The organism is Lactobacillus sp. UMNPBX19, from assembly GCF_002553805.1.
In the GTDB taxonomy this organism is placed as follows: domain Bacteria; phylum Bacillota; class Bacilli; order Lactobacillales; family Lactobacillaceae; genus Lactobacillus.
In genome coordinates this window covers 1-26,814 of sequence record NZ_PCYR01000022.1, presented here as the reverse complement: position 1 = coordinate 26,814, position 26,814 = coordinate 1, and the positions used below count along the sequence as shown (strand labels likewise).

Annotated in this window: 26 protein-coding genes, 1 tRNA gene and 1 pseudogene; 7 read left to right on the top strand and 21 right to left on the bottom strand. The window is 34.0% G+C overall.

Annotated features, from left to right (window positions below; genetic code table 11):
- Positions 1-170: 170 nt before the first annotated feature.
- From CP370_RS07050 to CP370_RS07010, 9 genes are all read right to left on the bottom strand, one after another.
- On the bottom strand, positions 171-1,484 hold the full coding sequence (locus CP370_RS07050; protein WP_012845556.1) for a C1 family peptidase: 1,314 nt from the start codon (positions 1,482-1,484) through the stop codon (positions 171-173).
- Between the two features lie 105 nt (positions 1,485-1,589).
- Positions 1,590-1,662: transfer RNA gene (locus CP370_RS07045), tRNA-Thr, on the bottom strand.
- A 70-nt stretch (positions 1,663-1,732) separates the two neighbouring features.
- A complete protein-coding gene (gene tyrS, locus CP370_RS07040) occupies positions 1,733-2,995 on the bottom strand; it encodes a tyrosine--tRNA ligase (RefSeq protein WP_087713341.1) in 1,263 nt (420 codons plus the stop codon).
- Between the two features lie 254 nt (positions 2,996-3,249).
- Positions 3,250-6,183: an LTA synthase family protein gene (locus CP370_RS07035; protein WP_087713342.1), complete on the bottom strand. Its 2,934-nt coding sequence runs from the start codon at positions 6,181-6,183 to the stop codon at positions 3,250-3,252.
- Complete coding sequence (locus tag CP370_RS07030) at positions 6,180-6,800, bottom strand: glycerol-3-phosphate acyltransferase (protein ID WP_087713343.1); 621 nt, start codon at positions 6,798-6,800, stop codon at positions 6,180-6,182. Before CP370_RS07030 ends, CP370_RS07035 begins: the two co-directional genes overlap by 4 nt.
- Positions 6,800-7,909: an LCP family protein gene (locus tag CP370_RS07025; protein WP_087713344.1), complete on the bottom strand. Its 1,110-nt coding sequence runs from the start codon at positions 7,907-7,909 to the stop codon at positions 6,800-6,802. Before CP370_RS07025 ends, CP370_RS07030 begins: the two co-directional genes overlap by 1 nt.
- 128 nt (positions 7,910-8,037) lie before the next feature.
- A complete protein-coding gene (locus CP370_RS07020) occupies positions 8,038-8,919 on the bottom strand; it encodes an aldose 1-epimerase family protein (protein WP_087713345.1) in 882 nt (293 codons plus the stop codon).
- A 270-nt stretch (positions 8,920-9,189) separates the two neighbouring features.
- Positions 9,190-10,053: a GRP family sugar transporter gene (locus tag CP370_RS07015; RefSeq protein WP_012845550.1), complete on the bottom strand. Its 864-nt coding sequence runs from the start codon at positions 10,051-10,053 to the stop codon at positions 9,190-9,192.
- A 71-nt stretch (positions 10,054-10,124) separates the two neighbouring features.
- Entirely contained in the window at positions 10,125-10,838 is a 714-nt protein-coding gene (locus tag CP370_RS07010) for a hypothetical protein (protein ID WP_012845549.1), read from the bottom strand.
- A gap of 201 nt (positions 10,839-11,039) precedes the next feature.
- On the opposite strand from CP370_RS07010, the pseudogene CP370_RS07005 reads away from it, so the two are divergent.
- Positions 11,040-12,394, top strand: a pseudogene (locus CP370_RS07005) (DHA2 family efflux MFS transporter permease subunit).
- Positions 12,395-12,455: 61 nt separating this feature from the next.
- Here CP370_RS07005 and CP370_RS07000 read toward each other — a convergent pair.
- The gene (locus CP370_RS07000; RefSeq protein WP_012845545.1) at positions 12,456-13,388 is read right to left on the bottom strand and encodes a glycosyltransferase family 2 protein; all 933 of its coding nucleotides are present in this window, start codon (positions 13,386-13,388) and stop codon (positions 12,456-12,458) included.
- A 19-nt stretch (positions 13,389-13,407) separates the two neighbouring features.
- Positions 13,408-13,845, bottom strand: coding sequence for a GtrA family protein (locus CP370_RS06995; protein ID WP_087713346.1), 438 nt, complete (start codon positions 13,843-13,845; stop codon positions 13,408-13,410).
- Positions 13,846-14,028: 183 nt separating this feature from the next.
- Here CP370_RS06995 and rpsN point away from each other — a divergent pair, with 183 nt between their 5' ends.
- Positions 14,029-14,286, top strand: a complete 258-nt coding sequence (gene rpsN / locus CP370_RS06990; protein WP_087713347.1) for a 30S ribosomal protein S14 — start codon at positions 14,029-14,031, stop codon at positions 14,284-14,286.
- A 230-nt stretch (positions 14,287-14,516) separates the two neighbouring features.
- Positions 14,517-14,654 (top strand): hypothetical protein, encoded by a 138-nt coding sequence (locus tag CP370_RS09755; RefSeq protein WP_158227042.1) that lies wholly within the window; start codon positions 14,517-14,519, stop codon positions 14,652-14,654.
- A 112-nt stretch (positions 14,655-14,766) separates the two neighbouring features.
- Here CP370_RS09755 and CP370_RS06985 read toward each other — a convergent pair whose 3' ends face one another.
- The 7 genes from CP370_RS06985 to CP370_RS06960 all read right to left on the bottom strand — a co-directional run bounded on the left by CP370_RS06985 (position 14,767) and on the right by CP370_RS06960 (position 19,792).
- Positions 14,767-15,159, bottom strand: coding sequence for a hypothetical protein (locus tag CP370_RS06985; RefSeq protein ID WP_087713348.1), 393 nt, complete (start codon positions 15,157-15,159; stop codon positions 14,767-14,769).
- 15 nt (positions 15,160-15,174) lie between these two features.
- Positions 15,175-15,882 (bottom strand): DUF6287 domain-containing protein, encoded by a 708-nt coding sequence (locus CP370_RS06980; protein ID WP_087713349.1) that lies wholly within the window; start codon positions 15,880-15,882, stop codon positions 15,175-15,177.
- 23 nt (positions 15,883-15,905) lie between these two features.
- Positions 15,906-16,535 (bottom strand): hypothetical protein, encoded by a 630-nt coding sequence (locus tag CP370_RS06975; protein WP_087713350.1) that lies wholly within the window; start codon positions 16,533-16,535, stop codon positions 15,906-15,908.
- 83 nt (positions 16,536-16,618) lie between these two features.
- Positions 16,619-18,166, bottom strand: coding sequence for a hypothetical protein (locus CP370_RS06970; protein ID WP_087713351.1), 1,548 nt, complete (start codon positions 18,164-18,166; stop codon positions 16,619-16,621).
- A 174-nt stretch (positions 18,167-18,340) separates the two neighbouring features.
- A complete protein-coding gene (locus tag CP370_RS06965) occupies positions 18,341-18,673 on the bottom strand; it encodes a type II toxin-antitoxin system HicB family antitoxin (RefSeq protein ID WP_087713352.1) in 333 nt (110 codons plus the stop codon).
- Positions 18,674-18,829: 156 nt separating this feature from the next.
- Positions 18,830-18,970, bottom strand: a complete 141-nt coding sequence (locus CP370_RS09750; RefSeq protein WP_158227041.1) for a hypothetical protein — start codon at positions 18,968-18,970, stop codon at positions 18,830-18,832.
- A 129-nt stretch (positions 18,971-19,099) separates the two neighbouring features.
- Entirely contained in the window at positions 19,100-19,792 is a 693-nt protein-coding gene (locus CP370_RS06960) for a 2,3-diphosphoglycerate-dependent phosphoglycerate mutase (RefSeq protein WP_004896047.1), read from the bottom strand.
- Between the two features lie 161 nt (positions 19,793-19,953).
- On the opposite strand from CP370_RS06960, the gene CP370_RS06955 reads away from it, so the two are divergent.
- The 4 genes from CP370_RS06955 (at position 19,954) to CP370_RS06940 (ending at position 23,067) form a co-directional block, all read left to right on the top strand.
- Positions 19,954-20,376 carry a PAS domain-containing protein gene (locus CP370_RS06955; protein WP_012845540.1) on the top strand — a complete coding sequence of 141 codons (423 nt, stop codon included), beginning with the start codon at positions 19,954-19,956 and terminating at the stop codon, positions 20,374-20,376.
- Positions 20,377-20,461: 85 nt separating this feature from the next.
- Positions 20,462-21,289 carry a DUF6612 family protein gene (locus tag CP370_RS06950; RefSeq protein ID WP_087713353.1) on the top strand — a complete coding sequence of 276 codons (828 nt, stop codon included), beginning with the start codon at positions 20,462-20,464 and terminating at the stop codon, positions 21,287-21,289.
- Between the two features lie 20 nt (positions 21,290-21,309).
- Positions 21,310-22,092: a DUF6612 family protein gene (locus CP370_RS06945; protein ID WP_087713354.1), complete on the top strand. Its 783-nt coding sequence runs from the start codon at positions 21,310-21,312 to the stop codon at positions 22,090-22,092.
- Between the two features lie 12 nt (positions 22,093-22,104).
- Positions 22,105-23,067 carry a Gfo/Idh/MocA family protein gene (locus CP370_RS06940; RefSeq protein WP_012845537.1) on the top strand — a complete coding sequence of 321 codons (963 nt, stop codon included), beginning with the start codon at positions 22,105-22,107 and terminating at the stop codon, positions 23,065-23,067.
- 40 nt (positions 23,068-23,107) lie between these two features.
- Here the strand turns inward: CP370_RS06940 and CP370_RS06935 are convergent, their stop codons facing one another.
- From CP370_RS06935 to CP370_RS06925, 3 genes are all read right to left on the bottom strand, one after another.
- On the bottom strand, positions 23,108-24,934 hold the full coding sequence (locus CP370_RS06935) for a monovalent cation:proton antiporter family protein (protein ID WP_087713355.1): 1,827 nt from the start codon (positions 24,932-24,934) through the stop codon (positions 23,108-23,110).
- A gap of 86 nt (positions 24,935-25,020) precedes the next feature.
- Positions 25,021-25,848 carry a PfkB family carbohydrate kinase gene (locus CP370_RS06930; RefSeq protein ID WP_012845535.1) on the bottom strand — a complete coding sequence of 276 codons (828 nt, stop codon included), beginning with the start codon at positions 25,846-25,848 and terminating at the stop codon, positions 25,021-25,023.
- Positions 25,849-25,942: 94 nt separating this feature from the next.
- The coding region (locus tag CP370_RS06925) for an SH3 domain-containing protein (protein ID WP_199160324.1) at positions 25,943-26,814 on the bottom strand (872 nt) is incomplete at its 5' end.

Here is a 26,814-nt window from a genome sequence, read left to right as displayed (position 1 = left end):
TAAAGAAATAAATTTAAGGAATCATTCATCCTTACACAAACTATTTTACAGTCTCTAAAATTATATTTATTTAAATTAAATTTTTGTCAACAAATACTTATACAAAAAAATACTAATAATTATCAGCTAAGCAGTAATTATTAGTATTCTGTACATAATTTATAATTTAATTAAGCCATTGAATCCCAACAAGGCACAGGAGTTGCTTCGCCTTCAGCAATTTTTACTAGTTTCTCTGGTAAGTATTGCTTTTTAACTACAACTTTAAATAGGTATTCGTCAAACCATTTATCATCCATGACAAAGTAGCCTTTATCACCAACTTTTGTTCCCCATGAGTTTTCCACTTTCCATTGACGGGGTTTACCATCAACTACATCTACGCCTACAAAGGTCATTGCATGAGTTGACCCACTAGCACCAGTTTGAAGACGTTCTTTTTTATTTAACTTAGTTTCAATACCAAAAATCGTATCAGTTTCATATAAATTAGCAGCTAAAATTCCCTTTTGACGATCACTTTGCTTGCCTACATCACAACCAAACCAGATTGTTTCCCCATCTTTTAGCTGTTTAATTGCTGCTTCCTTAAGATTTTCAATCTTTGTATTCAAAAATCTAACTGGGCTACCACCTTCAACATTATCTTCAAATGGAAAAGCGTAAAGCTTATCATACTCATGATCTGGAGCATTAAAGAGTACTACATAATCATCTAAGTCATCTTCAAAATAATTGTGGAAAAAGTCTAATGGGGTAATATTTTGGTCTAACTTGTAATTTCCATCGTCATCTTTAAATTCTAGATCGAACTTTTGCACAGGTTGTCCAAAAGCAATTACAGCCATGCGGTAAATTTCACTTAAATATTCTTGACGTTTTTGTTCAATTTCATCATTTTTACCAGCTTGAGCAAGTTTACGCAAAACTAGTCCATCTTCACGCAATTTCATATTCAATGCTTGATTAAAAGCAGCTGTATTATTAGCTGTAAAACTTTCGTCTTGTGCATAAGTTGGCACCAAGCCGTATTTTCTAATTAATGAAATAGCCATGTGCCATTGTCCACCATCGGTATCAGGTGCTTGTAAGTAAAAATGTACAGTACGATCATCCACAGGTTTATCCGCAGTTTCTAGAATATGATTAAAGAAAATATTTGCTCTTTCAATTCGATCCCAGAAGAAAAGATAGCTTTGTGAAAAAGTAAAGTTCTTTGCATGATATTGCTTGGCAAACTTATGACGTAAAACATTCAAAGCAGCAAACAACCAACAACGACCTGATTGCTTTTGGTCGGTCACATTATCAGTTGGAATTTCAATTGAGAAAGTTCGATTTAAATCACGGATACCTTCACCGTTGAAACTTGCTTTTTGCACACCGTTATTCACAACAGCCAATTCAGCAATTTTATTTTGCTTATTTTGTTGATAATCTTGTTGAAATTTTGCAATTTCATCTAGCGTAAGTTCATGAGCCATATTAATTCTTCTTTCATAAATTATTTATACTATTTATAACAATTATAAAAAGGGATCGTCTTTTTGACCATCCCTAAAATTTTTTTGTTACTAAATTATTCACTAAGCCGTTTCCCAGATTTGAACTGGGGACCTCCTCCTTACCACGGCGGTGCTCTACCTCCTGAGCTAAAACGGCAGATATCAATTTAATTATAGCAAAAAGGACCAGGAACGTTTTTACATTCCTAGTCCTTAATTTTTATTTATTATTTAATTTTAACTAGAGTATACTTTCTCTTACCCTTACGGATAATTACATATTTTCCATCAAAATCACTATCTGGTTCGATAATAAAGTCAATATCATTTTGGCGCTCACCATTTACGTAAATCGCACCATTCTTAACGTCTTCACGTGCTTGACGCTTAGATGGTTCAATCTTAGTTTCAACCAAAAATTCTACGATATTCTTAGACTCATGGGTTACTTCAGCACTTGGAGCGTTCTTCAAAGCTTGCTCAATTTGAGGAACTGATAGGCTCTTAACATTACCTGAGAATAATGCTTCAGTAATCATTTGAGCTTCTTTCAAGCCTTCTTCACCATGGACAAACTTAGTAACTTCTTCAGCTAATTTCTTTTGAGCTGCTCGCTTCCAAGGTTCTTTTTCAGTCTTTTCAGCTAAATCTTCAATTTCTTCACGAGATAAGAAAGTAAAGTACTTGAGATACTTGATAACATCGCGGTCATCTTGGTTGATCCAGAATTGGTAGAATTCATAAGGACTAGTCTTTTCTGGATCAAGCCATACAGCTCCACCAGCAGACTTACCAAACTTAGTACCGTCAGCTTTAAGCATTAATGGAATAGTTAAACCAAATGCTGGACGGTCTGAACCTTCAAGTTTGTGGATCAAGTCAATACCTGCAGTAATATTACCCCATTGATCACTACCACCAATTTGGAGTTGTACGCCATTATCTTTATTTAAATGGTAGAAGTCAATTGCTTGCAAAATTTGGTAAGTAAATTCAGTAAATGAAATACCATTTTCCAAACGACTAGCAACAACATCCTTATTAATCATGTTATTAACTTGGAAAAACTTACCGTAATCACGCAAGAAATCGATTAAGTTTAACTTACCTAACCATTCCGCATTATTCTTAATTTCAAAGTTTTCTGTACCGAATAATTTCTTCATCTGAGCAGTTAATTTTTCTTCATTATGTTTAACTTGCTCAGCGGTTTGAAGAACACGTTCAGTCTTTCTCCCAGACGGATCACCAATTGAACCAGTACCACCACCAATTAAAATTACTGGGTGATAACCAGCCATTTGGAATCTCTTCATAATCATGAAAGGAATTAGGTGTCCAATATGAAGAGAATCTCCGGTTGGATCAGTTCCGCAGTAAAGAGCTAAATCATCATGTTCTGCTAAGTACTTACGCAAACCCTCTTCATCAGTTTCTTGATTAATAGCTCCACGCCATTTTAAATCTTCTAAAATATCAAATTTTGCCATAAACTTTCTCCTAACAAAAACGTCCCTAGACTTCTTTCGAAATCTAGGGACGACTAAATTACTTTATTAGCCGTGGTACCACCCACGTTTACGCCTAATGCGCCTTAAAATAGTTGATACGGAAACTACCCCACCATGTACTTCGCCTACTTAACCTGCCTAGCTTACACCAACCGCTAGTTCTCTGAACACTGAATTAAGTGGCTACTATATTACCTATGATCATAAGGGAGAATGGCTATTTAGTCAACTGCTTATTTATAAAAACCCTTAGTCTCTAAACTGTATCCTTTCCCAGCAGACATGTCATATTGAATTAATTGATAATCTTTTAGTAACTCTTTTTGTTTCTTAGTTAATTTCTTCTCAGAAACTTGCTTACCATTTTGATCGATTAATTCAAAGCCATCATCTCCAGAATAGTTAATAGTGATAGCAGGTAATTCTTGATAAATCTTAGTAAGCAAGGCTTGATAAGCTGTTACTTTTGAATTAGTTTGCTCTAAAGCCATTGGAATAAAGGAAGCTGTTGAGACATATTTATTTGGCTTGATTTTACTCTTAGCACCATGCTCACGGGCATACTTATTTGAATAGATAAAGTAGTTCGTTGCATGTAATTTTACCGGATACTTGTTTAATTGTGTCTGATCAATAATTGCTGGGTAGTGGTCACCATAAAATACAAGGGTAATTGGCTTATTGATTTTATCAATTTGTTTAATGAACTTTTTCACAGCCTTATCTGTGTATTCAATACCTTTAGTATATGCAGCAAAACTGTTTTTAGTATTTTCATCAGAAATTAGAGACCCACTGACATTTTCTTTATATTCATTTGGAGAATAATAATCACCATATGGAATATGGTTTTGCATTGAAATTAAATTGATAAACTGACCATCTTTTTGACTATTAATTTGTCGCAAACCATTTTGATAAGCTGTCTCATCAGATAAATATGGATTAGTTCCAATAGTCTTTTTGTCGTAAATCTTATACTTAGAGCCTAAGTAAGCAAATTTATTAAACTTAAAGCGACGATAATTATCAATTCGGCCGTAGAATGTACCATTAAATGGATGTAAGGCACTGCTGTACTTAAAGTCCATTCCAATTGTTGGATAAAACTTGTAACGGAATGTAACTTGCGTGTATGGCGTGATTGTAGTAGAAAATACTCCCATGTTAAATCCAGTTAAGGATTCATATTCCATATTTCCAGTTCCGCCACCATAACCAGCACTAAGCATGTGGCCAGAAGTAGTGGTTGTCATCAATTTTCGAATATATTTAATTGGATCACGAACATCATTAGAAATCTTAACACTTGGAAATTCTTTTGGATCAACAAAACTTTCGCTAAGATTAAAGACAAGTGTTTGATCACTTAACTTATTCTTTCTCGTCTTATTAATGCTTACTGCTTCATTCTGATATTTTTCAACTACTTTTTTTATGGAACTTTCTGAGTAATTAGCTGGCTTATCCATGATCGGCACTTTAATAAAGTCTAGAAAAGTCAGAATTGAGCCGTTAGCTCCCGTACTATCTGGTGGATTTCTAAAGTTAGGACTATTATCAAAGCCCTTGGAAATATAATAGATCGGTGAATTTTCATCGTTAAACCACAAAGGTGTAATTAAAACTAAGAGGCTAATAACCAATTTTATCCAGCTTGATTTTTTACGCTTGAGATTAATTGGAAACTTCTTTTCTAAAAAGACAATTAAAACGATTAGGACAGCTAATCCAATTAAAATATAGATTAAATTATTTGTCCCCATCATTGGAATTAAAGTTTTCCAATTAACAATTTCACCAATTTCGGTTGGATAAACGGGCTCTTCTCTCAAGCTCATTTTAATGCCATTAGCAATCGCAATTCCTAAACCCAAAATAGTTGGAATACTTGCTGCTACCCAGAAGTGCTTGGTAATTACATAAAAGACTTCAAAACATGCTAGAAGAAAAATACTGGACAAAATAACAGTTCCAAGTCTACTGGTAAAAATATAAGTCAAGGTAACGTTAACATTACTCTTAAATGTAAAGAAACCAATAATACTTACAACCATAAAATATACAAAGAGACATATTATTGGCCTATGCTTCTTAAGGAAATTCAAGCCGCTGTTTAATAGATTAAGAAGATCATTTAAATCTGTGCCAGTAAATTTATTCAGAAAGTTTTGCACATGCTTGTTTGATAGAACAAATTTATTAAAAATAAAATTAATAATAAAACTTGCGATCAATAATGACAGAATTAAGAGAAAAGTGACTTTTTTACTAACAGGAGCCAGTAATAATTGAAGCTTTTCCTTCCATAAAGTCATTCCATAAGCAGTTGTCCCAAAGATAATTGCAGGAATTAAAAGAGACAATGCACTATGTGATACATCTACCAACCATTTTCTAAAAAGTAATCCGCCAGTTACTACAAATAAGATCATCAATGGCGATGATAGACTCATTAACAAGCTCGTATTCCATGACATGTTCATCTGTGTGAAGACAACAGCTTGTGGAGTTTGAATTGGTATTAATTGAATAGTGAAATAATAAACTGCGGGAAGTAAGATTACTGTTGCAACTGTTAAGGCAGCTACTAGCCTCTTAGATACAGTAATTTTTGAAATAAGCATTCCCCAGGTAAATGGCAATACCAAATAGAGACCAAAAATACTATAGCTAGTTAAAAGCGAATTACCTGCACTTAAGGTAAAGATCAAAATTGTAATTGTAGTTAATAACAAAACATTTTGCTTAGTACTTAACTTATTTTGCAGCCTAAAAATAAAAGGTTGAAAGAATAAAGAAATAATAATCCCACTAAATAAAGCTGATGTACTTGTTAAAACGGGAAAGAAGATTCCCCACAAGTTCCAAGCAGAGAAAAATTGCGGCAAAGAAATAACGAACACTAGATAAAAGATGACTAGGGTAATTACTCCTTCAAGCCAACTTTTAACTGTTTCCTTAAAGCTGTATTCCTTGTCACCATAGCTCATCCCATACCAAACCATCACGGCTAGCTCTACTAAACCAATCATTAAACCAATTTTTGTTCGGCCAGCAACGGTTGGCGGATTATAATTCCAAAAGCCTAAGGTTTGAATTAATATTCCCAGCAGTAAAACTATAAGTAAAATCCACTGGATTGTCTTTTTCAATACTGATTTCATTTGTATATCCCCAACTTTTTCTTAATTGTGACTAATACATCCACACGCTTACCCTTACCAGTAAAGAAATCGACAATATCTTTTCTAAATTGAAAAATCATGATTAAGGTAGCAATTAAAAAGATTAACCCTTGTTCCCAGCCAAAATTAATCCAAGTAAAAATGCTGAATCCTAACATATAGACCAACGGTGGTATAGTAAGGTTCTTCATAATAATGACTAAAAATAGGCCAATTAATAAAGCAATTAAGCCCGCTCTCCAATCAAAAAAGACAATCCACAATGCAGTGACCGCTACTCCTTTACCACCCTTAAAATAATTCCAAAATGGGAAAGAATGTCCTAAAACCACTCCAAGACCTGCAAAAGACAGATCTAGACGATTACCATGATAAATAAAGTAAACAATTAACAAAGCAGCTAAAGTTTTGGCTAAATCACCAATGCAAGTCAGAATACCCCATTTTTTACCAAAAACTGCTCCGACATTAGCCGTTCCTGGATTACCAGAACCGTATTTAGTCGGATCTTTATGCAAAAATATTTTTGTAACAATCATAGCAAAAAGGATATTTCCGAGGAAATATCCTATTACTAGCGAGACAAATTCATCCATTAGTACGCTCTATCTCCATTCCATAATTCATCCGTATGCGGATCATATATGTAGTATACCTGATTAGAGTCACCACTGTTCCAATTAAATTGGGAATTCATTGAATTTTGATAAGTTTCATTATTATCAATATCCATCGAATCTAACCCAAGATCATTTCTCACAATATTTGAAGTTCTTTGTAATTCTCTATCAGACATTACTTGGTACGAAGCGTCTCCAATCATTGCTCCTACACCATGCAAGTAGTCACTAGACATATTGTTAGTACATTTACGATAGTTTTTACTAATCTTAACCATTGAATCAAAAGTTAAGTTTGTCCTCAGGCTAGTAGACACTGAACCTAAAATTGAATCTAAATTTTTGAGAGTATTAAAGGATAGTGCGTGCTCTAAAACGGACATAATGACCTCACGCTGTCTCAATTGACGACCGTAATCTCCCTTAGGATCGTCATAGCGCATTCTAGAGTAAGCTAAAGCTTGATTACCATTTAAGTGAACTGTTTTTCCTTTAGTAAAGGTATAGCCATCATAAGTAAAGGTCAATGGTGGCGTCACTGTAACGCCACCAACTCCATCAACAATCTTACGCATGCCACCCATATTCATCGAAATATAGTATTTTATTGGCACATTGAGAACTTTACTTGTGGTCTGCATTGCCATCTTTGCTCCGCCAATATTATAAGCGGCATTAATTTTATGCACACTAAAGCTATCTGTACCAATCATCCGGGCCATTGTATCACGTGGAATGGACATTAAAGAAAGTTTCTTTTTGGCCAGATTCACGGTCACTAAAATCATTGTATCCGAGTTTCCGCGAACTTCTTTTCTGCCAAAGGCTCCCGTATCTGTTCCTAACAACAAAATATTAAAGGGCTCCTTACCAGAAAAGCTATCTTGCTTGACTGCTGTTTTAGGATCATAAGTTTTATCAAAAGCATTTTTTGCTTTTAAATAAACGGAACCTGCATAAATTCCAAGTCCTAAAAACAAAACTAAAACTATCCCAATAATAATTTGGACCTTTTTTTTCTTATTATGTTTTTCTCTATTCAACTCAACTCTTGAGTGAATAGGTTCTTGGGGCTTATTATCCATAATATTCTTTCTCAAACTTTCTTAAAACAAGGATATTATAGCAAAATTACATTCTTAAAACTTAATTATGACAAATCTTAACTAATTAGTAAAAAAGGGGAAAAACTTATTGCTTCCCTCTTTCTATCTTATTTTAAAGTAATTGTTGTTGAAAAATGTGTGCTTTCATCTGGCTTTAAGAAGTTATTTCCCTCTTTTTTCATCCAATCAGTTAATTCGTCACTTTTAACATCAGGTAGTCCAGCAAAAGGCTCCATACATAAGAATTTAGCCTCTGGATCTATCATTGTCCAAAGTGCCACATATGGAAAATCTTCTAAAGTTAAAGAAATCTGATGGTCAGATTTTGCACTCGATAATACAATTCCAGTTAATCCAGGATTGTTAATAATAATCAACCCATCATCAAATTCTGAATATGATAAAGGTAACGTACTCTTTTCTGCCTTAGGTACTGGAATAACTTTACCATTTCTAAATGGAATAGGATCAATTTGGAATTGAGTTAATTCTGTAACTTCTGGACTTAATGAAACTTCATAATCAGAAAATTCCAATTCATCTCCAGCGATTGGAACATTAAATCCTGGATGGAATCCAAGACCAAAAGGCATCGTTTCTTCTGAATTATTTTTAACTAAAAATTCTACCTTTAATTGGTTAGCCTCTAACGTGTAAGTAACCATTAGACTAAAGTGAAAGGGATAAACAGTTAAAGTTTCTTCATTTTCAGTTAAAGTCAAACTTACTCTATCATCCCCCTTGTCCACAACTGTCCAAGGATAATCCCGTGCAAAGCCATGTTGCTTCATCTCATATATTTTTCCATTTAAAATATATTTATTGTCATTCGATTTTCCGATTGCCGGAAAAAGAATCGGAGCATGTCTTTCCCATTCACTCCCATTCCAGATATAGTCGGCATTCGTAGTCTTATCAACTACATGAGTAATTTGAGCGCCGACCTCATTAATTTCAACCTTTAATTGGTTGTTTTCAATTGCTAGCATCCATTGTCCTCCTAAACAATTTCGACCAATCCCATTTTGAAAATATCACGCCATACTTAATATGTCAACTGTAAGCGATAACATATAATTTATTATTGAATTCTCTATTTCTTTACTTGTTATTTAACTTTAAATACTTTTCTATTTGTTAAAAAGCTCTATGTATTTAACTTGACTTTTAATTTAGTTCTAATACTAAAAATGATTTATGAATTAGGACAAGTTGATACAAAGAAGGCATCCCAGACGTGGGATGCCTTCTTTCATTCCTTAGAATAATGTAGTTAACATTGCACCGCCAATAATTAAAATTAGGCCTGCAATGGTAAAGATCAAGCCTTTGCGAGTTTTCTTTTCGTGTAAGAAAATCAAACCACCTAAAGTAGAAATCACTACACAAAGTTGAGAAATAACGAAAGCCATGTTAACTCCGTTATCTTGAACAGAAAGAATGTAAGCTAATGCGGCAATTGCATAAAGAATACCTGCCCCACCACTTTGAACTGTAGATTTTTCTTTCCAAACATGTAAATTCTTAGTAACCAATGTATAAATAAATACAGCTACTAACATACCAAAAGTTTGACCAAAGAAAATAGAAATGCTGTTTCCATGTAAAGCCTTTGGAATAGAACTTGAAGTAATATATCCAAGTGAAGTTAAAACAAGCAAGATAATAGTACTTACTTGATTAGATTTGTTTCCTTCACTTGTTCCACGATCAGTCAATGAAGTTAAAACAACTCCAATGATCAAAACTAAGATTCCAATGAAGCCGTAAAGTTTAGCTTGAGGGCTGCTCCACTCACCAAAAACAAGTACCCCAACAAGAGGAACCCCGATTAATTGTAAACCGGTAGAAAGTGGCATAGTTTCAGAAACACCAATTTTTTCATAGGAAATATATTGACCAACTTGACCAATCACCCAGCAAGCTCCTCCTAATGCAGAAAGCAAGAAGAGTGACCAGCTCATTGCTGGATGCATAATTGCCATTACAATTGCGCCAAAAATAAATGAAGCAGCAACAGTACCAACGATTTGATTATAAACTGTACTATTCTTTACACTTGCAATAACTAAGGGCATAAGTCCCCAGCCGATTGCTGGTAAAAACAAATAAACATATTTCATAATTTTGTATCTCTCCTAAATTTTTAAACAATTAATTCTATCAAGGATCGATACAGTCTGACAAGAGCTAATTATGAAATCCTTTTCTTTTTCATTAAAATTCTGTTACTCCGCCAAACTAGAATAAGTAAAATAACCTCTCCAATTAAAGGCAAAAAGATAATATTTAAAGAGGTAGCACTTGCAAATAACATATGCAAAACAACTGCTACTAAAATCATGATCCAAGAAGTCCATCTTCTAAACCATGGTTGCCAAATACTTCCCGCTAAGACGAGATAATATACACACAGAACAAAACCCAAAATAAGTAGCCAAGTTTGTCCCTGTACTGTAAAGATCTCAGCTCCCATAAGAGCTGCAAATCCGCTGATATAGGCTAAATATGCTAAAACCAGCATCATGACAAGTCTAATGATTAAAAGCTCACTATTTTTTTGCTTCATGACTAAATTATTTTTGAAAATTACCATTCCAATCCAAGTTAGTAAAAGCAAAGCAATCACTAGACCAATAGTAAAATTCATTGCCATTTGATTAGTCATGAAAAAGACAATAATCAAAATCAAACCTAATTCATAGTAAAAATTAAGTGCAAAAATACTGCTCCTTAGTTCCATCGGTAGCCAAAGTAAAACTATCGCAACAATAAAAAAGATAGTACATCTATCTTTGAGCCCTTGATCAACTAGAGCATAGTTAGGTACATAGACCAAAGTAGCAGCCAAAACTCCTAGAAGAGATAAAGCAATCTTTATCCAGATATCTTTTGTTAATTTTTTCATTCGTAAATTCTCCCTTGTTCAAATTATCGCATTTTTCAAATTTAGAATCTTCGAAAAAATTACTTACGAGAAAAAATTTTTTCTGTTAGTATGATCAGCGACGCTTTTTTAGAAATTAAATACAGGAGGAATTTTTTTGAAGAAGTACAATCACAAACACGTCCTGAATTAAAGCCGCTGATTTTTGTTGCTCATCTTTGGATGGCAATGGCTGCGCTAATGATTGGAGCCTTTGTAGGGATGTTATCTGAAGCATCGTTAAACATTGCTTTGCCGCAATTAATGAGCGCTTTTCATGTCAGAAGCGGTACTATTCAATGGCTCGTTACCGGCTATATGTTAATTATCGGTATTATCTTACCACTTTCAAGTTTGCTTACTAAGTGGTTTACAACACGACAATTAGTTATTTTTGGTCTATGTGCTTTCTTATTTGGAGCGATTATTTCTGCCTTAGCACCTAGTTTTGAAATTTTACTTTTAGGAAGAATGATTTAAGGAATCGGAACAGGCATTGTCTTACCGCTAATGTTTACTGTCGCAATGCAAATTTTCCCGCCTAATCGTTTAGGGGCAGCAATGGGTGTTTGCGCGATGTTAATTATACTAGCTCCCGCAATCGGACCAACAGTTACCGATTTAATTTTAGCCAAATTATCTTGGAATTGGATTTTTTGGATGTTCGTACCATTTTTGGTAGTAGCAATCATTTTTGCTTTTACTTCATTAAAAAACACAACTAAAATTACTAGGCCTAAAATCGATTATCTTTCTATTATTGAATCGGCCGTAGGTTTTGCCAGTTTGGTGGCTAGTGTTAGTTTAGCCTCTGACCTAGGCTTGACTTCTGTACCTGTAATCGGATTATTTGTTCTAGCAATTATTGTTTTGGCCCTTTATGTTCATCGCCAACTTATGTTAGAAAATCCAATTTTAAATTTAAAAATATTTTCTATTCCACAGTTTCGAACTGGTGCCCTGTTAGTCATGATTGATTTTGGTATTATTTTGTCAGCAATGTATTTATTGCCACAATTCATCCAAAATGGACTTTCAATTGCTGTGGCCCTTACCGGTATCATTATGCTTCCAGGCGGTATTATTAATGCTTTAACCTCCGCTCTCGCTGGTCGAATTTATGACAGTCAGGGTGCTAAGAGACCTACCATTTTAGGTTTTATTATTGCTTTAATCGTGCCCTAATGCTTGCCTTAGCTGCCCCAACGGCTCCTATTTGGTATATTATTTTAGCTCAGATCATTCTAATGATTGGCTGTCCACTAGCTATGTCGCCTGCCCAAACTTATGCTCCAAACGCGATTCAAGGACCAGAATCTGCTGATGGTTCAACAATCACGAATACCCTTCAACAAATTGTAGGTGCGATTGCGACTGCTATTGCAACGATTTTATTGGCTACAGGACAAAGTACTGTAGCTGGCTCCAGTGCTGTTAAATTCACTAATGGTACTCACTACGTCTTTTACTTCACTTTAGTTTTAATCGTAATCGGATTATTATTAAGCCTAACTATTAAAGAAGATCAAAACTCTTAAATTTTAATATTTCTCATTAAAAAAGCCGAAGCTCCACGTGAACTTCGGCCTTTTGTCATATTTATTTTTTCTCTTTAATAATGTAAATTGGTCGATTCTTAACTTGAATATATACCCTACCAATATATTTACCTAAAATACCAATGCAGAGAAGTTGTAGACCACCAAGAAGCAATATAATGCATACCATTGAAGCCCAACCAAAAATGCTTGAACCTGGGTAAAGCACACGACGGATAATCACTGCTATCAATCCAATAAGTGATAAGATAAACGATCCTGTACCAATCCAGACAGCTAAGTTAAGTGGAGCTTGAGAAAAGTCAGCAATCCCATCCATAGCATATTTGAATAGCTTCCAAGTACTCCAGTCACTTTCACCAGCAACACGTTCAACGTTGTGATAGTCTAAATACTTGGTCTTAAATCCAACCCAAGAGAAGATCCCCTTTGAAAAACGGTTGTATTCAGGCATATTCAAAACTGCGTCTACCATTTGACGAGTCATCATTCGGTAGTCACGAGCTCCTGGAACGATTTCAGTATCAGAGATCTTATTAACCACCTTATAAAACATATCACTTAAGAAGGACTTAAATTTAGCTTCTCCAGTACGATCCACTCTACGGGTTCCAATACAGTCGTATTCTCCGGTTTTAATTAGATCATACATTTGTGGTAAGAACTTAGGAGGATCTTGTAAGTCAACATCCATTACAACTACATAATCTCCAGTTGCCGCTTGAAGTCCAGCGTAAAGAGCGGATTCCTTACCAAAGTTTCTTGAAAATGAAACAAAGTGTACATGCTCTGGATCCTTCTTGCGTAGTTCTTTAATTTCTTTTAGGGTATTATCCTTCGATCCATCGTTAATAAACCAATATTCTGGTTCTAGATCAGGAATAGTATCCATTACTTTATTCACTGCGGGATAAAAAAGTGGTACAGATTCTTCTTCATTATAACAAGGAACTATAATTGATAATTTTTTCATACTTTAACAGTCTTTCTTATTACTTTCTAACGTCTACGTTTGGTTTAGTAGTTTTAATTTTTCTAAAGGTAAGTAACTTATTAATTACAAATTGGATCAAGGTAGCGATAAATGTAGAAACAGCCTTTACAATCAATTGATTATAGCCAAGTTGAGTCACAAAAATAAATAGGCAGATAGTTGTAAACAAAGTTGTAATTTGTCCTACTAAATAATAGGAGATAAATCTTACTAATAATTTATCGTGAACCTTAAAGTTAAGAAAACTATTCCAGAAAAAGTTGTTGATCAACCCACAAGATGATGAAATAAAATTAGCTACTTCGACTTGCATCTTAAAGTGAGTTAGAATGGCAAAAATTCCAAAGTCAACACCTAATCCTAACACACCAATTAATACATAAATTATTAGCTGTCGCAAGTCTTCATTATGAAGTATTCTTTTAAAAATACCCACGGCTTATTTTCCCTTCTTTAATCAATCATTACTTATTTTAAACTAATTCTTTTTAAAATACTTTCTTTTTGACAAATTATTAATAATTTAATACAATACACTTACTTTAAGTTAGCTCAAATCAGTCATTTTTTATTCTTAATTAAACTATTTTTTATACTCTATATTCGAAAGGAAAGATATATGGCAAAAAAATCCAAAATCGTTAAGGCTGCTAAGCAGCGTGAATTAATCAAGAAATACTATGAATTAAAAGAAGCTGGTGACGTAGAAGCATTAGCAAAATTACCGCTTGATGCTCACCCAACTCACTACCATAACCGTGATTTAAATGATGGTAGACCACATGGTTATATGCGTAAGTTTGGTATGTCACGTTTACGCTTTAAAGAATTAGCACACAAGGGACAACTTCCTGGTGTGCGTAAAGCTAGTTGGTAAAATTATAAGACTAGTTCTTAGTTAAATCAAAATTTAAACATATAGTCACACTTTAGACATTCCTGTTGGAATGTCTTTTTTTGTATTTAATACTACAAATTCTCAATTCATATTTTGATATAATTTTTATTGGGCCTTTTATAGATAGCTAATATAAGAGCTTAGTAACTTTTCATGGCTCTACACCCCTCACATATATTTTAGGTTACGGAGGTGGAAGTCATGATAATTTGGATAGGCTAGAGTGTTGGTCTGCCTTGACAATAGCTGCTATTGCTATCGGCATTGTCTTAAACGCATTGGGTATTTTCCTAATCCGTGCAGCAATTGCTTATGCAATAACAAAAAAGGCTAATCACAAGGATTAGCCACACAATCAGTCATCTTAAGTTACGATTGAAGGTAGAGACTCGCACTCTCTATCTCCTTTTCTTTTACAATTATATAAGATTTTGAAGGGAATGTCATCATTAATATATTTTAGCTTTGTCTGATAAATTCAATATTTTTGAGGATACCGAAAATATCACCAGCAATTGATTTTACTTTAAATGATTTTCGATCATCAGCTAACTTAGCACGCATAATTACTTCATCATCTTCATTTTTTATTTTTAAATCATTACCGGACAATTCATAAGTATCATTTTCTGATGTCGTACCATTTGTCATCTTTACTTTTTTATCATTAGAAAATTCTAGTTTTGTTTTTGATGTCACACCTAAAAATGTTGCTTGGTTAGTATAAGTTCCATCTAAATGATGCGATCTATAATTACTCCATCCAATTAAGGAGATAATTGCTATTAAAGCTATTACCGCAACTACAATCCAGTTTACTTTGTTTTTCTTTAATTTTTCGTAGCTACTCATCTGCTTACCTCATTATTATTCTTTCTCAAAAACCATGGTTGTACTCATTCCGCTTCTCCAAAATACAATTAAGTTCTTTGAAGATGGAGCTTGTTTTTCACCATTAATTGTAAAATCAGTAGAACCTGCTGGATAGAATGAAACAGACCAGTTAATTTGAGCATCATCTAAGGCGCCCGTCAAACTATTCTGCGTTTTTTGGAAGGTTAAGGGATGTAGATCGTCGTTATAATTTAATCCATCTTTATTCACGACTACTTTATCGCCACCAACCATTTGGATTGTATCTGGAGTTACAGCTAAGGTAATTGGATTTTCAGTATTTACCTTATCTTCTCCACCATCTCGAACAACAATTTTTGTGGATTTCCAGGTTCCAGCTAAGCTGCTATAGTTTCCTTGCTCAATCTGATCAAAATTCATCTTGTCATCACTGTTATTGCTTTTAGCAGTGTTTTTTGTTTCTTTTTCAGCTTTATTATTGGATTGCTTTATACTAGAGCTACTTTGACTCTTATTAGCTGAACTAGAGCTAGAAGATTGTGCATTATCCATTTCTTCTGCATTCTTTTTAGACTGGCTGCTTTGATTCGAGCTCTTTTTAGTAGAAACTACTGAACTTTTCTTACTATCATGGTTTCCACTACTCGTATTTTGATTACTACAGCCTGCTAATAAAAGTGTCGACAATATTCCTGCTGTAATTAATACTTTCTTTTTCATTACTTATCCAACTTTTCCCTAATTTAATTAACGTGATGGTTAATTGTTCCACTAACTTCAACTTTTCTAGGACGGGTAGAGTTAACCGCACTAACTGTTGAAGCCACTGCAGCAATTTTAGCACTTCTAGCTGTATCTTCTTGAATAGCCTTAATCTGTTCTTGAATTGCCATTTGATTTGCTCGATATTGTTGAGTTTCAAGTAAGTTAAAAGCTTCTTGCAATGTAGTTGCTCGGTTTTCACTTACTAACTTCCATAGAAGATATACATCCCCATAATTGTAGAATTTTTCAGGGAAGCCGTTTTTTCCGTTTTGGTAAACTGGATTATTTAATTCTTCATTAAGCTTTGCTTGATCTTTAGTTATCTGTTCATTAAGGGGTTTAATATACTTAAAATATTTAAAAATCATTAAGCCAGCTGGTAGGATTGCACCAAACAAAATACCTCCTAAAGAATTTGGGTCACTAGGATTGTAACCAAAAAATGATATACCTACTAAAATCCAAAGAAAGATAATGGTTTTACGCCACTTTCTCTTTGCATTTTCTAGTCTATTTTTATCATCAGACAAAGTTTGTTGTGCTTGTGCAACACCAGCGGTTTCCATTCTTTTTTGGTCAAGGTAATTTAATAATTCATTTCTATCCATACTTTTATTCTTCCTATTACTCATAAAAAAAGCATATTCGATTGGGAATATGCTTTTATAGATACTAATTTTTCAACCTATAATTAGTCGTTCTTTCTCTTCTTACTTGCACCTAAAGCACCTAAGCCAAGAGAAGCAATTGACAAACCAGCTAAACTTGCAAATAAGCTAATCTTTTCGTCAGTTCCGGCTTGTGGCAATTTGTTTTCGGTAGCTTTTGCTTGTGAGCCCTTTGTTGCAGCAGCTGGTGTAGTAGAAGTAGTACCAGCGTTAACTTTACTGTTTAAAGCAACAACATGAGCATCACTTGCTTTAGCAGCTGCATCAGTAGTCTTTACTTCATTTGAAGCATTCTTTGCTGGAGCAACAACTTTAACATCAGTAGTTTTTTCAGTTGCAGCTTTAGTATCATTCTTAACTACACTTGCAGTATTTTCAGTAGATTTGGTTTCGTTCCTAACTACGTCAGTAGTCTTAGCAGCTGAACTGTCATTGTTAGCTACTGGAGTCTTAGTATCAGAAGTAGTCTTTGCTGAAGTAGTTGAAGAGTTACTTTCAGTAGTTTGGTTAGTATTTGATGATGATGTGTTTGAAGTGCTTGTAGTTGATTGATCTTTCTTTGAAGTAGTGTCGTTTGTTACTTTTTCAGAAGATTGATCCTTCTTTGAAGTTGTATTGTCTGTTACATTTTGGGATGCTTGATCCTTCTTGGTATCAGTTGTTGATTGATTCTTGTTGTCAGAAGTATTTTCGTCTGATTTGATACCATGGTTTCTGTTGTAGGCGTCTTCATCTACTTTAATTAGATCTTTATTGTATTGATAGTTCAATGCAGTCGGAACATAAGGATTAGTGTTATATAGAACCCAATCTTTATCTTTATTTACATTTCTCGATACTAATTCTGCCAATTTATTCATATAATTATGTGCGTCATCTTTATAAGTGCTACTGAAATGAGTTCTTAAGTCGGCTAAAGTAGCTAAATATGGGCGTGAAGTAGTATCATATATCCTCTTCAATGTGCCCCAATCAGAGCTAACAGCTGTTGATTCAGGAGTAGGCATAACAAGGTCAGGAAGTGTTACAGACTCTAACGCCTCTCGTGCTGTATTTTTAGAGTTGGTTAATTGAGATATGTTATTATTTACTGCGTTGTCCAAATATGTATCTACTTTTGTTTTTGCATTATTAAGTTGAGAATTTATATTTGCATAGTCAACATTTGTATCATCTTCAAGATAGTCGCCAGCACCTACATAACTTATATCTTCTGGTTTATTTTTAAACATGTTTTCATCAGAATCAGTTTCTATATCAGAATATGTTTCAATAGGTCTATTATATGAACTTCCCTGTGTTTCTTTAGCAGCCTCATAAAACATATCTTTCGACTTGTCATAAAGCTCTTGATAATTCGGTACATCCATATTTTCATTGTCATCAGAGCGAACAGCTGCCACATCAAAAGCTTTCTTATCAGTCTTAACATCATTTTGCTTAACTTCTGTGCTATTAGCATTGTTATTATTCACTGCCTGTACATTGTCAGCTTTAGCAACATTTCCATTAAGTGCAAATGCTCCAGCTGCAAACAAAGCAGACATCAACATTGTTGTTCTTTTCTTCATTTTACATCCTCCAAAAAAGTAATAAATAACAGTTTATACAAGGGTAGTTTACCCCCCCCATTTTCAACTAAGTCAAGCCTTTTTACACAATTTGTTGTAATTTTTTACACCGCTTTAATAACTTTCCCTTTATACCAACATTTTCCAAAAGCAAAAAAATTCCGAAATTTATCATCAATCGATAGAATTTCGGAATTTTTTATTATTGATAATGCAATTTTTTCTGACAGTTTTTTTAAAATTAGCTGCTGATTTTGTTAGATCAGTCGATACTAATGTCACAAAAGCGCCAGGCTCCTCTATTTTAATCTCAGCTGGATCAGTCATTTTTGGCAATTTCTTTTCATCAAACAAAATTGTTCCCAAAGCATCTGCTGCCATTTCAAAAGCATTTTTTAATCCATGTCCTTCAGTAATAGCTCCCTTAACATCGGGAAAACTAATAAAGTAAACATTATCTTCAATTGGTTTAAAGATTGCTGGATATATTACAATTCTTTCTTTCATGATTATTCCTTTCAACAACTCAAATTACTTTATTATCTTCGTCTTATTCTAAACAAAATATGTTATAATTCTTATATAAAGAAATTCAAGATGACAAAAAAGGATTATCCAATGCCGGTTGGATAATCCCTTTTTTATTGGGAGGTTTTTGGCACACTATTTATGCCGATACTTTTTACGTCGATACTTCTTTCTCTTAGACTTAGAAGTTTTTAACCAATAGCTAAGCATAGTGCTATAAGTGGCCACTACAAGTCCAGAGACCAAAGAAACAAGGACGTCTTTAAGAAAATTCAAGATGACTACACCTCCCTTAGGGCAAGTGTGCCGTATTGATTATATCAAAATCAGAGTTTATAAATTTAAAATTTTCAAGAAAAAAAGCTCCGACTTTCGTCGGAGCTTCTTTTACTCAAGAACTAAAAATTAGTCGTCAAGCTTTTCTTTGTTAACAACATCTAACTTGTCGTCAAATGTGTAAACAACTGGTTCACCAGTCTTCATTTCTAAGTCCATAATGTCATCATCAGAGATGTTTTCAATGTACTTAGTTAAAGCACGAAGTGAGTTACCGTGTGCAGCAATAATAACGTTCTTGCCGTCAAGTAAATCTGGAGCAATGTGATCTTCCCAGAATGGCATTACACGATCTAAAGTAACGTGTAAGTTTTCGGCCTTAGGAACGATATGTGGATCAAGATTTGCGTAACGACGGTCATGTGCTTGACTGTATTCGTTATCGTCATCAATAGCTGGTGGCAAAACATCGTATGAACGACGCCAAATGTGAACTTGTTCGTCACCGTACTTTTCAGCAGTATCCTTCTTGTTTAAACCTTGAAGAGCACCATAATGACGTTCGTTTAATCTCCAAGTCTTAGTTTCAGGAATCCAAAGTTGGTCACTTTCTTCAAGTGCGTAGTGCAAAGTCTTGATAGCACGAGTTAATAATGAAGTGTAAGCTTGATCAAATTCAAGACCGTGTTCCTTAATTAAACGACCAGCCTTCTTAGCTTCTTCAACACCTTTTTCTGAAAGGTTTACATCAACCCAACCAGTAAATTGGTTAGAAAGGTTCCATTCACTTTGACCGTGACGAATTAAAACTAATTTCGACATGAACTGTATCTCCTTTAAAATTCAATGTTTCACTAACTATTTTACACGCTTATTCAAAATTTTCATAGGAATTACGAAAAAAAGCTTGATTAATTCACAAAATATTTAATGTTAAAATAACGATAGATATATTAGTTTTGATGAATTGGAAGTATTTAATTATGGAAAATATCAAGTTAGATGGTGGGCATCTCTCACTTGAACAGCTAAATGCAATTTTTAGAACAATTCCACAAGAAATGGACGTTTTAGATGAAAACGACCGTGTTGTCTGGTCCTCTATGAATGAGAATCGCCTCTTTAAGCGTACTGAAAAAGATATCGGTAAAACTGTTTTTGAGGTGCATCCCGGCCACAGTCAAAAGCATGTCAAAGAAGTCCTAGATCAAATGCACGCCGGCAAGCGTAAAAAAATCTCAATCATGATTACCAAAAATAAACAACCAATTAACATTTCCTTCTATAGTCTTCATAATGAACATGATAAATATATTGGCTGCATTGAGGTAACCCAAGCAGTAAGCAATTTACAAGTTAGGGGCAGTAAATTACGCAATATTTTAAATGTCCTTAAAAAGCACTAGAGTTAAGCTCTTAGAATACTTTTTTCAGCCAAAAATAGAGTAAAATAAAATAAGATAGATACATTTATTGGGGGAATATATTTTTATGAAGAAAAAATTCAGCTTCCTAATTTTATTGGGAGTAATTTTAGTTTCTTTATCTACAGCTTGTTCAAATAAAAGTAGTAAACAAACAAAGAGTACTGGACCTTCTGCAAGTTCATTAATCAATGCAAAATTTAATTCTAGCTTTGCTAACGGTCATTTCACTCAAACTACTAATTCTAATGAAATAAACCAAAAGTCAAAATCAGAAGGTTTATTCAAAGACAAAGGTGATGTAACTAACCTTACTTATACCTTAACTCAAAAGAAAAAATCTCAAACTGAACAAATGTGGCTTACCAAGAACAATATGTACTTACTTTTAGAGCAAAACAAGGGTCATTGGATTAAAAACTCAATTGATGCAGATAACTTTGATTCAGACCAAGTAAAAGAAAGATTCGATCCTACAACTTTTAAGAAAATTAATAAAGCTTTTGCGAAAAAAGCCACTGTTCAAAGAAAAAATGGAAATTATGAAATTAGTTTTGATGGTACTGATGCCAACCTATGGAATGCTGTCAATCCTTTGATTATTGATGCCATGAACACTCCTGGTTCTCAAAATATGCAGGTAGCCCGCTTAGTAAAATCAGCTCAAGTTCAAAATCTTAAGATCACTTATTTAATTGATCCAACTACCAAAAATGTCGAATCAATGACCTTTAAGGCCCAATATACTGCTGGCGGAAAATATAACTTCACTTGGAACCTAACTTATGACCAATTAGGTCAACACAGTGATTTAGCCGTTCCTTCTGACATTCAAAAGAATGCAATTAGTGCTGAAGACATCAAGAAAGCACAAGAAGAACAAAATAATCAATAATCATTTAGAAAGATACACTGATGGGAAAAAATAAAATCAAAGATAAAAAAATTATTTTTTCTAACAATCAAGGCGGCAAAATTGCCGCTTTAATTTTAGGTATTATTATCCTAATCGTAGTAGTCTGGGGCGCAATTATTGCATTTAATAAGCCAAGCGTTAAAGATGCATTAACTACGGCTGACAATACCAAAATTGCTACTGCACGCGTTAATGTTAAAACTACTAATGCAAAGTCAAAAATGTATTCAAATTATGTCGTCGGTCCAGATAATGCCATCCATATTACCATGAAAAGTATCCCTAAATCTGATACTAATTCTGAATTATGGGGTAACAAAGACTATGTTTACCACCGTGATGGCACGAAACAATGGAATTACATTAAACAAAATGCCATCTTCAGTGAAGTTTATTCAGGTTATAAAAAGCTCTATACTGCACATGATTTCACCCAATTTTCTGACGACACCTTTAAGCATATGACACTTAAATCTAATGGATTTAATGGTTATGTTATTTCCTATAAGGGTGATAATAGCAACGTAATTAAAAGCATGCAAAAAGCGACTACTGTCGCTCCCACTAGCGATCCACAATCAACCAATGTTAAAAATATTGATGTACGAATTTCGATTAATCGAAAAAAACAACTAACTGATATGTACTATAAAGTTACCTATAATAGTAAGAAAGAAGGTACTCTCACCTTACATCTTTATGACATTAATAAAGTTAAAAAATTAACAGTACCTTCCTCAGTTACTAAAAATGCTAAAAAATTAAATTTTAAACTTAATTAAGGAGGTTTTATTATGAAACTAGGTATTATTGGCTCAGGAAAAATTGTTCATGATTTTCTATCAATTGCTGATCAAATCCCAAATCTTGAACTTGCGGCTCTTTCAACTACTAAAAGAAGTCATCAAATTGGTCTTGAATTGCAAGAAAAATACAATATTTCAAAATTATATCAAGACAATACTGACCTATTTAATGATGCTAATGTCGATACTGTCTATGTAGCTGTTCCAAATAGTTTGCATTTTAGTATTGCCAAGGCCGCATTAGAAGCAGGAAAAAACGTCATTTGTGAAAAGCCATTTGTTGCTACAACTGATGAAGCACGTGAATTAAAAGAAATTGCTGATAAAAACCAAGTAATTATTGTTGAGGCGATCACTAACATTTATTTAGAAAACTTTAAATTCATTGAAGATAACTTAGCTAAAATTGCACCCATTCATGTCGTTAATCTTAATTACACTCAATATTCAAGTCGCTATGATGCTTTCTTAGAAGGGGACATTCAACCAGCTTTCGATCCTAAAAAAGATGGTGGGGCTCTAATGGATTTAGGCATCTACAACTTACACATTATTATTAAATTATTTGGTAAGCCAGATTCTGTTAAATATTTCCCAACTATTCAAAAAAATATTGATACTTCTGGTATCCTTCATTTGGGATATTCTGATAAACAGACCAGTTCAATTGCTGCTAAAGATAGCTTTTCACCTAATGTCAGCACCATTGAAGGTGAAAAAGGTGCACTCATAATTTACGGCCATCCTAATGAAATGCCAAAAGTTGGCATCCAATTACGAGGAGAAGAGCCGAAAGTTGTTAACCACAACAAGTATTCTCATCGAATGATTGCTGAATTTATCGAATTCACTAAGATTATTGATCAACATGATTTTACAGTTGCTGATCAAGCTTTTACCCATAGTCTAAATACTCTAGCTGTTTTACAAGAAGCAAAAAAGCAACGTTAACAAAAATGACAGGACTAAAAATCCTGTCATTTTTTTATATTTAGTTTCTTCTACCCAATTCTTCTCTAATTCTTTCTGCATCTTCACCTTTAGCTGTAAAAATTAGATGATCTCCTACTTCAATGATTGTATTTCCATGTGGCACTAGCCATTTACCATTCCGCCAAATTCGACTAACAGTCATTTGTTCAATAAAGTCTAGATTCATCAATTTCTGACCAGCATACTTATGATTTCTAACCGTTACTTCAAACAAGCCATTCCTAGTATCTGTTAAAATTCTCAAAATTGAAGGTGATTCAATTAGAGCTCTTAATACAGAAGTCTGAACATTGAAAATATTGTATATTTCAATTTTTTCACTTACTAATTTCTTAATTGTTTCCGGCTTTGGTCTCTCTTGACTAGCAATAACTCTTTGAACACCATGCTCTTTTGCTAAACGGGCAATTTTACGATTTAGGTCATCTTCAATAAATCCAGCTACTAAAATATCACAGTCAAAGACACCAGCTTTTTCTAAACATGCCTCTTCTAAGCTGTTAATTAACTTTAAATTAGCAACTTTACTCTTATAAGTATCATAGTTTTCTTTTTTATGGGTTACTAATAATACATCATACCAATTATCATGAAGCTCCTGAGCAACAGGAACAGTCATTACATTGGTTCCCATCATGACAACTCGTTGCTTAATTTTATCTTCTTTAGTTAATCTAAAGAGCGAATTAAATAGAATTGGGCCTAAGATACATACGACTACGGCTGCCAAAATAAAAGCATCTGATTGAGTTTCAGTAATTGCATTTAACTTACGAGCAACCTCTAATGTTGGAAGTACAATCGTAATTGTAGTCATAATTAAAAATGTACCCGCAAGACTGTTACGTTTATTGAAATTTCGTGTATAAACCAAAAATATAGGTAATTTGGCTAAAAGTAAGAACAATACTAAAACTGGGATTAACATTAAAGCATTTGGATTAGCCAGAAGTGACTTCAAATCTAGCTTAACCCCCGTAGTAATAAAGAAAATTGGAATAAAGAATCCATAACCAATAGAAGTTAGCTTATCCATTGTTGCTTCACTTGGTTCAAGTAACTTCATAACCATCCCAGCTAAAAAGGCACCTAAAATATTTTCTGCTCCTACACGTTCTGCGACTGTTACTAATGTAAATATTAAGAAGAAAGCCAATCGAATATCTAATTGAGTAGTTGCTTTAGAGATCTTATTAAACCATTGATATGGTTGTTTAAATCGTTTCAACAAGATAATTGCTGCTAGGAAAAGCAGAACAATAAGCCATAATCTTCCAGCATTCCCACCGTTAATTGAAGCATAGATAGTCAACAGCAATAAAGGAATTACTTCCCCTAGAACGGCTATTAATAATATGGTTTGCCCAATCGGCCGAGATAAGATTTCTTTTTCTTTTAGAGTGGCAATTACCACTCCTAAGGCTACAGTCATAAAAATAATCATAGCCAGCATAACGTCATTAAATAGGCCTATTAATTTTAGAATATAAGCTAAAGCAAATGCCGTTATTGTAATAGCGATAAAAGCAATAATTGCTATTCGTGCTGGATTAATTTTACTCCGTTTAGACTCAGGTAAATCCTTCTTTTTAAAAAGATCAAAATTAATTTCCATACCTGATAGAAACATCAGCAAAATCACACCTAAATTTGATAGAAGCGATACGCTGCTTGTGATTTTTATGGTATCTAATAAGCTTTTTCCTAGAATTATTCCAGTCACAATCTCAGCAACTGCCGTTGGTATAGCATTAATCCTAAATCGCGCCATAACGATTGGAATTACTAAAGCTGCTAAACTAACAATAAATATAGATAGATCCACTTTTCTTCCCCTTATAGTAAATTTAGTACCATTATACTAAAAAACAACAAAAAATAAGTCGGCTTTTATAAGCCAACTTATTCTATTTATTCTGCTTCTTCAAAGGTAATTCTTCTAGCAATAATTTGCTTTTGAAGTGCGGGGGTTGTTCTGAAATCAGTAAGCCATTTACTTTGAGCCGTATCACTACCTGCAGCAATTGCATCAGCTAAATTTCTAACAGGAGTGTATCCTTTAAGCATCCCAGCTAAGAAAGTTCCAAGTAAGGCATCCCCACTACCACTACTATCAACTTCTTCAATTTCAGGCGCATGTGCCATTAAAGCATCCATCATATTAACAATTGCAGCACCATTTGCACCTAAGGACAAAAGAACATGTTGTGCTCCTTTGACTACTAAGCTATGAGCCATATCAATTAATTCTTTTGTAGTTACTTCCTTGTCATCCTTTTCGAACCAATACTTCAATTCAGTCTCATTTGGCTTAATTAATAATGGGTTCATTGGCAAGATATCAAATACGTTTTCATAAGGAACATCTACTACTAATGCAGCTGCTCTTTGATCAGCAACTTTAGCCAAATCAGTTAGATAAACTGGATCTATTCCCTTAGCAAAGCTTCCGGCAATTACTAAAATGTCACCAGCTTTTAAGACTTTCAAATAATCCAATAATTTTTGTTGGTTTTTAGCAGTAATTTTAATTCCACGAGTTTGCTCAATAAATTGATTCTCAATCTCAGCTTTATCAAGCTCTTCTGCTACTTGCTCTACATTTTTGTGATTTACAATTCCAGTCGCAATTGAATCAATACCTAGTTTTTTTAAAATAAGTGAAATATTAATTCCTTTACCTACTACACTTTCACTAGGATCTAAGGTTACTGTATAAATCAAAATTATATCCTCCATGCTTTTTTCATAGTTTATTATAAGACAAAAAAGACATGATGCCCATTAGGATCATGTCTTTCATGTATTAGTCTATTTGAAAATTGTTCTCAAATTATCTGTAAGTTCCCCATGCTTGGTTATTCAAACGACCAACTAAATAACCATATTGACCATTTGCACGTGGTTGTCTTAACCATACATAGTTACCAGAACGGTAGTATGCATCGTATTTAATTACAGTATTAATTGGTAAAGTTTCAATAATTGGGCTAGTAGTACTTGCGCCAGTTCTTAAGTTAATTGCTCCACCAGTAATGAAAGTACCATTTTGTTTAGTCCAACTAGCATTGTTATTAGTATTTACTTGCTTAGGAGTAGTTTGTTGAACAGGCTTATTAGCTACTGCATTAGTAGCTTTAGCAGAACCTTCTTTGAATGTTCCCCATGCTTGACCATTGTCACGTCCTACTAAGTAACCATATTGACCATTTGCACGTGGTTGTCTCAACCATGTGTATTGACCCTCAGTACGGTAGGCATCGTACTTGATTTCTGTGTTTGTTGGAAGCATTGCAATTACTTTACTGTTAGTGCTTGCGCCAGTTCTCAAGTTAATTGCTCCACCGGTTACAAAGACACCGTTTTGCTTAGTCCAATCACTGTTTACGTTAGTGTTTGTACTTGGCTTGTTAGTTGGCTTAGCTGGTTTATTAGCAGGCTTAGTTTCTGCTGGCTTACTTGCTGTTGCAGAACCTTCCTTGAACGTTCCCCATGCTTGGCCATTGTTACGTCCTACTAAGTAACCATATTGACCATTTGCACGTGGTTGTCTCAACCATGTGTATTGACCCTCAGTACGGTAGGCATCGTACTTGATTTCTGTGTTTGTTGGAAGCATTGCAATTACTTTACTGTTAGTGCTTGCGCCAGTTCTCAAGTTAATTGCTCCACCGGTTACAAAGACACCGTTTTGCTTAGTCCAAT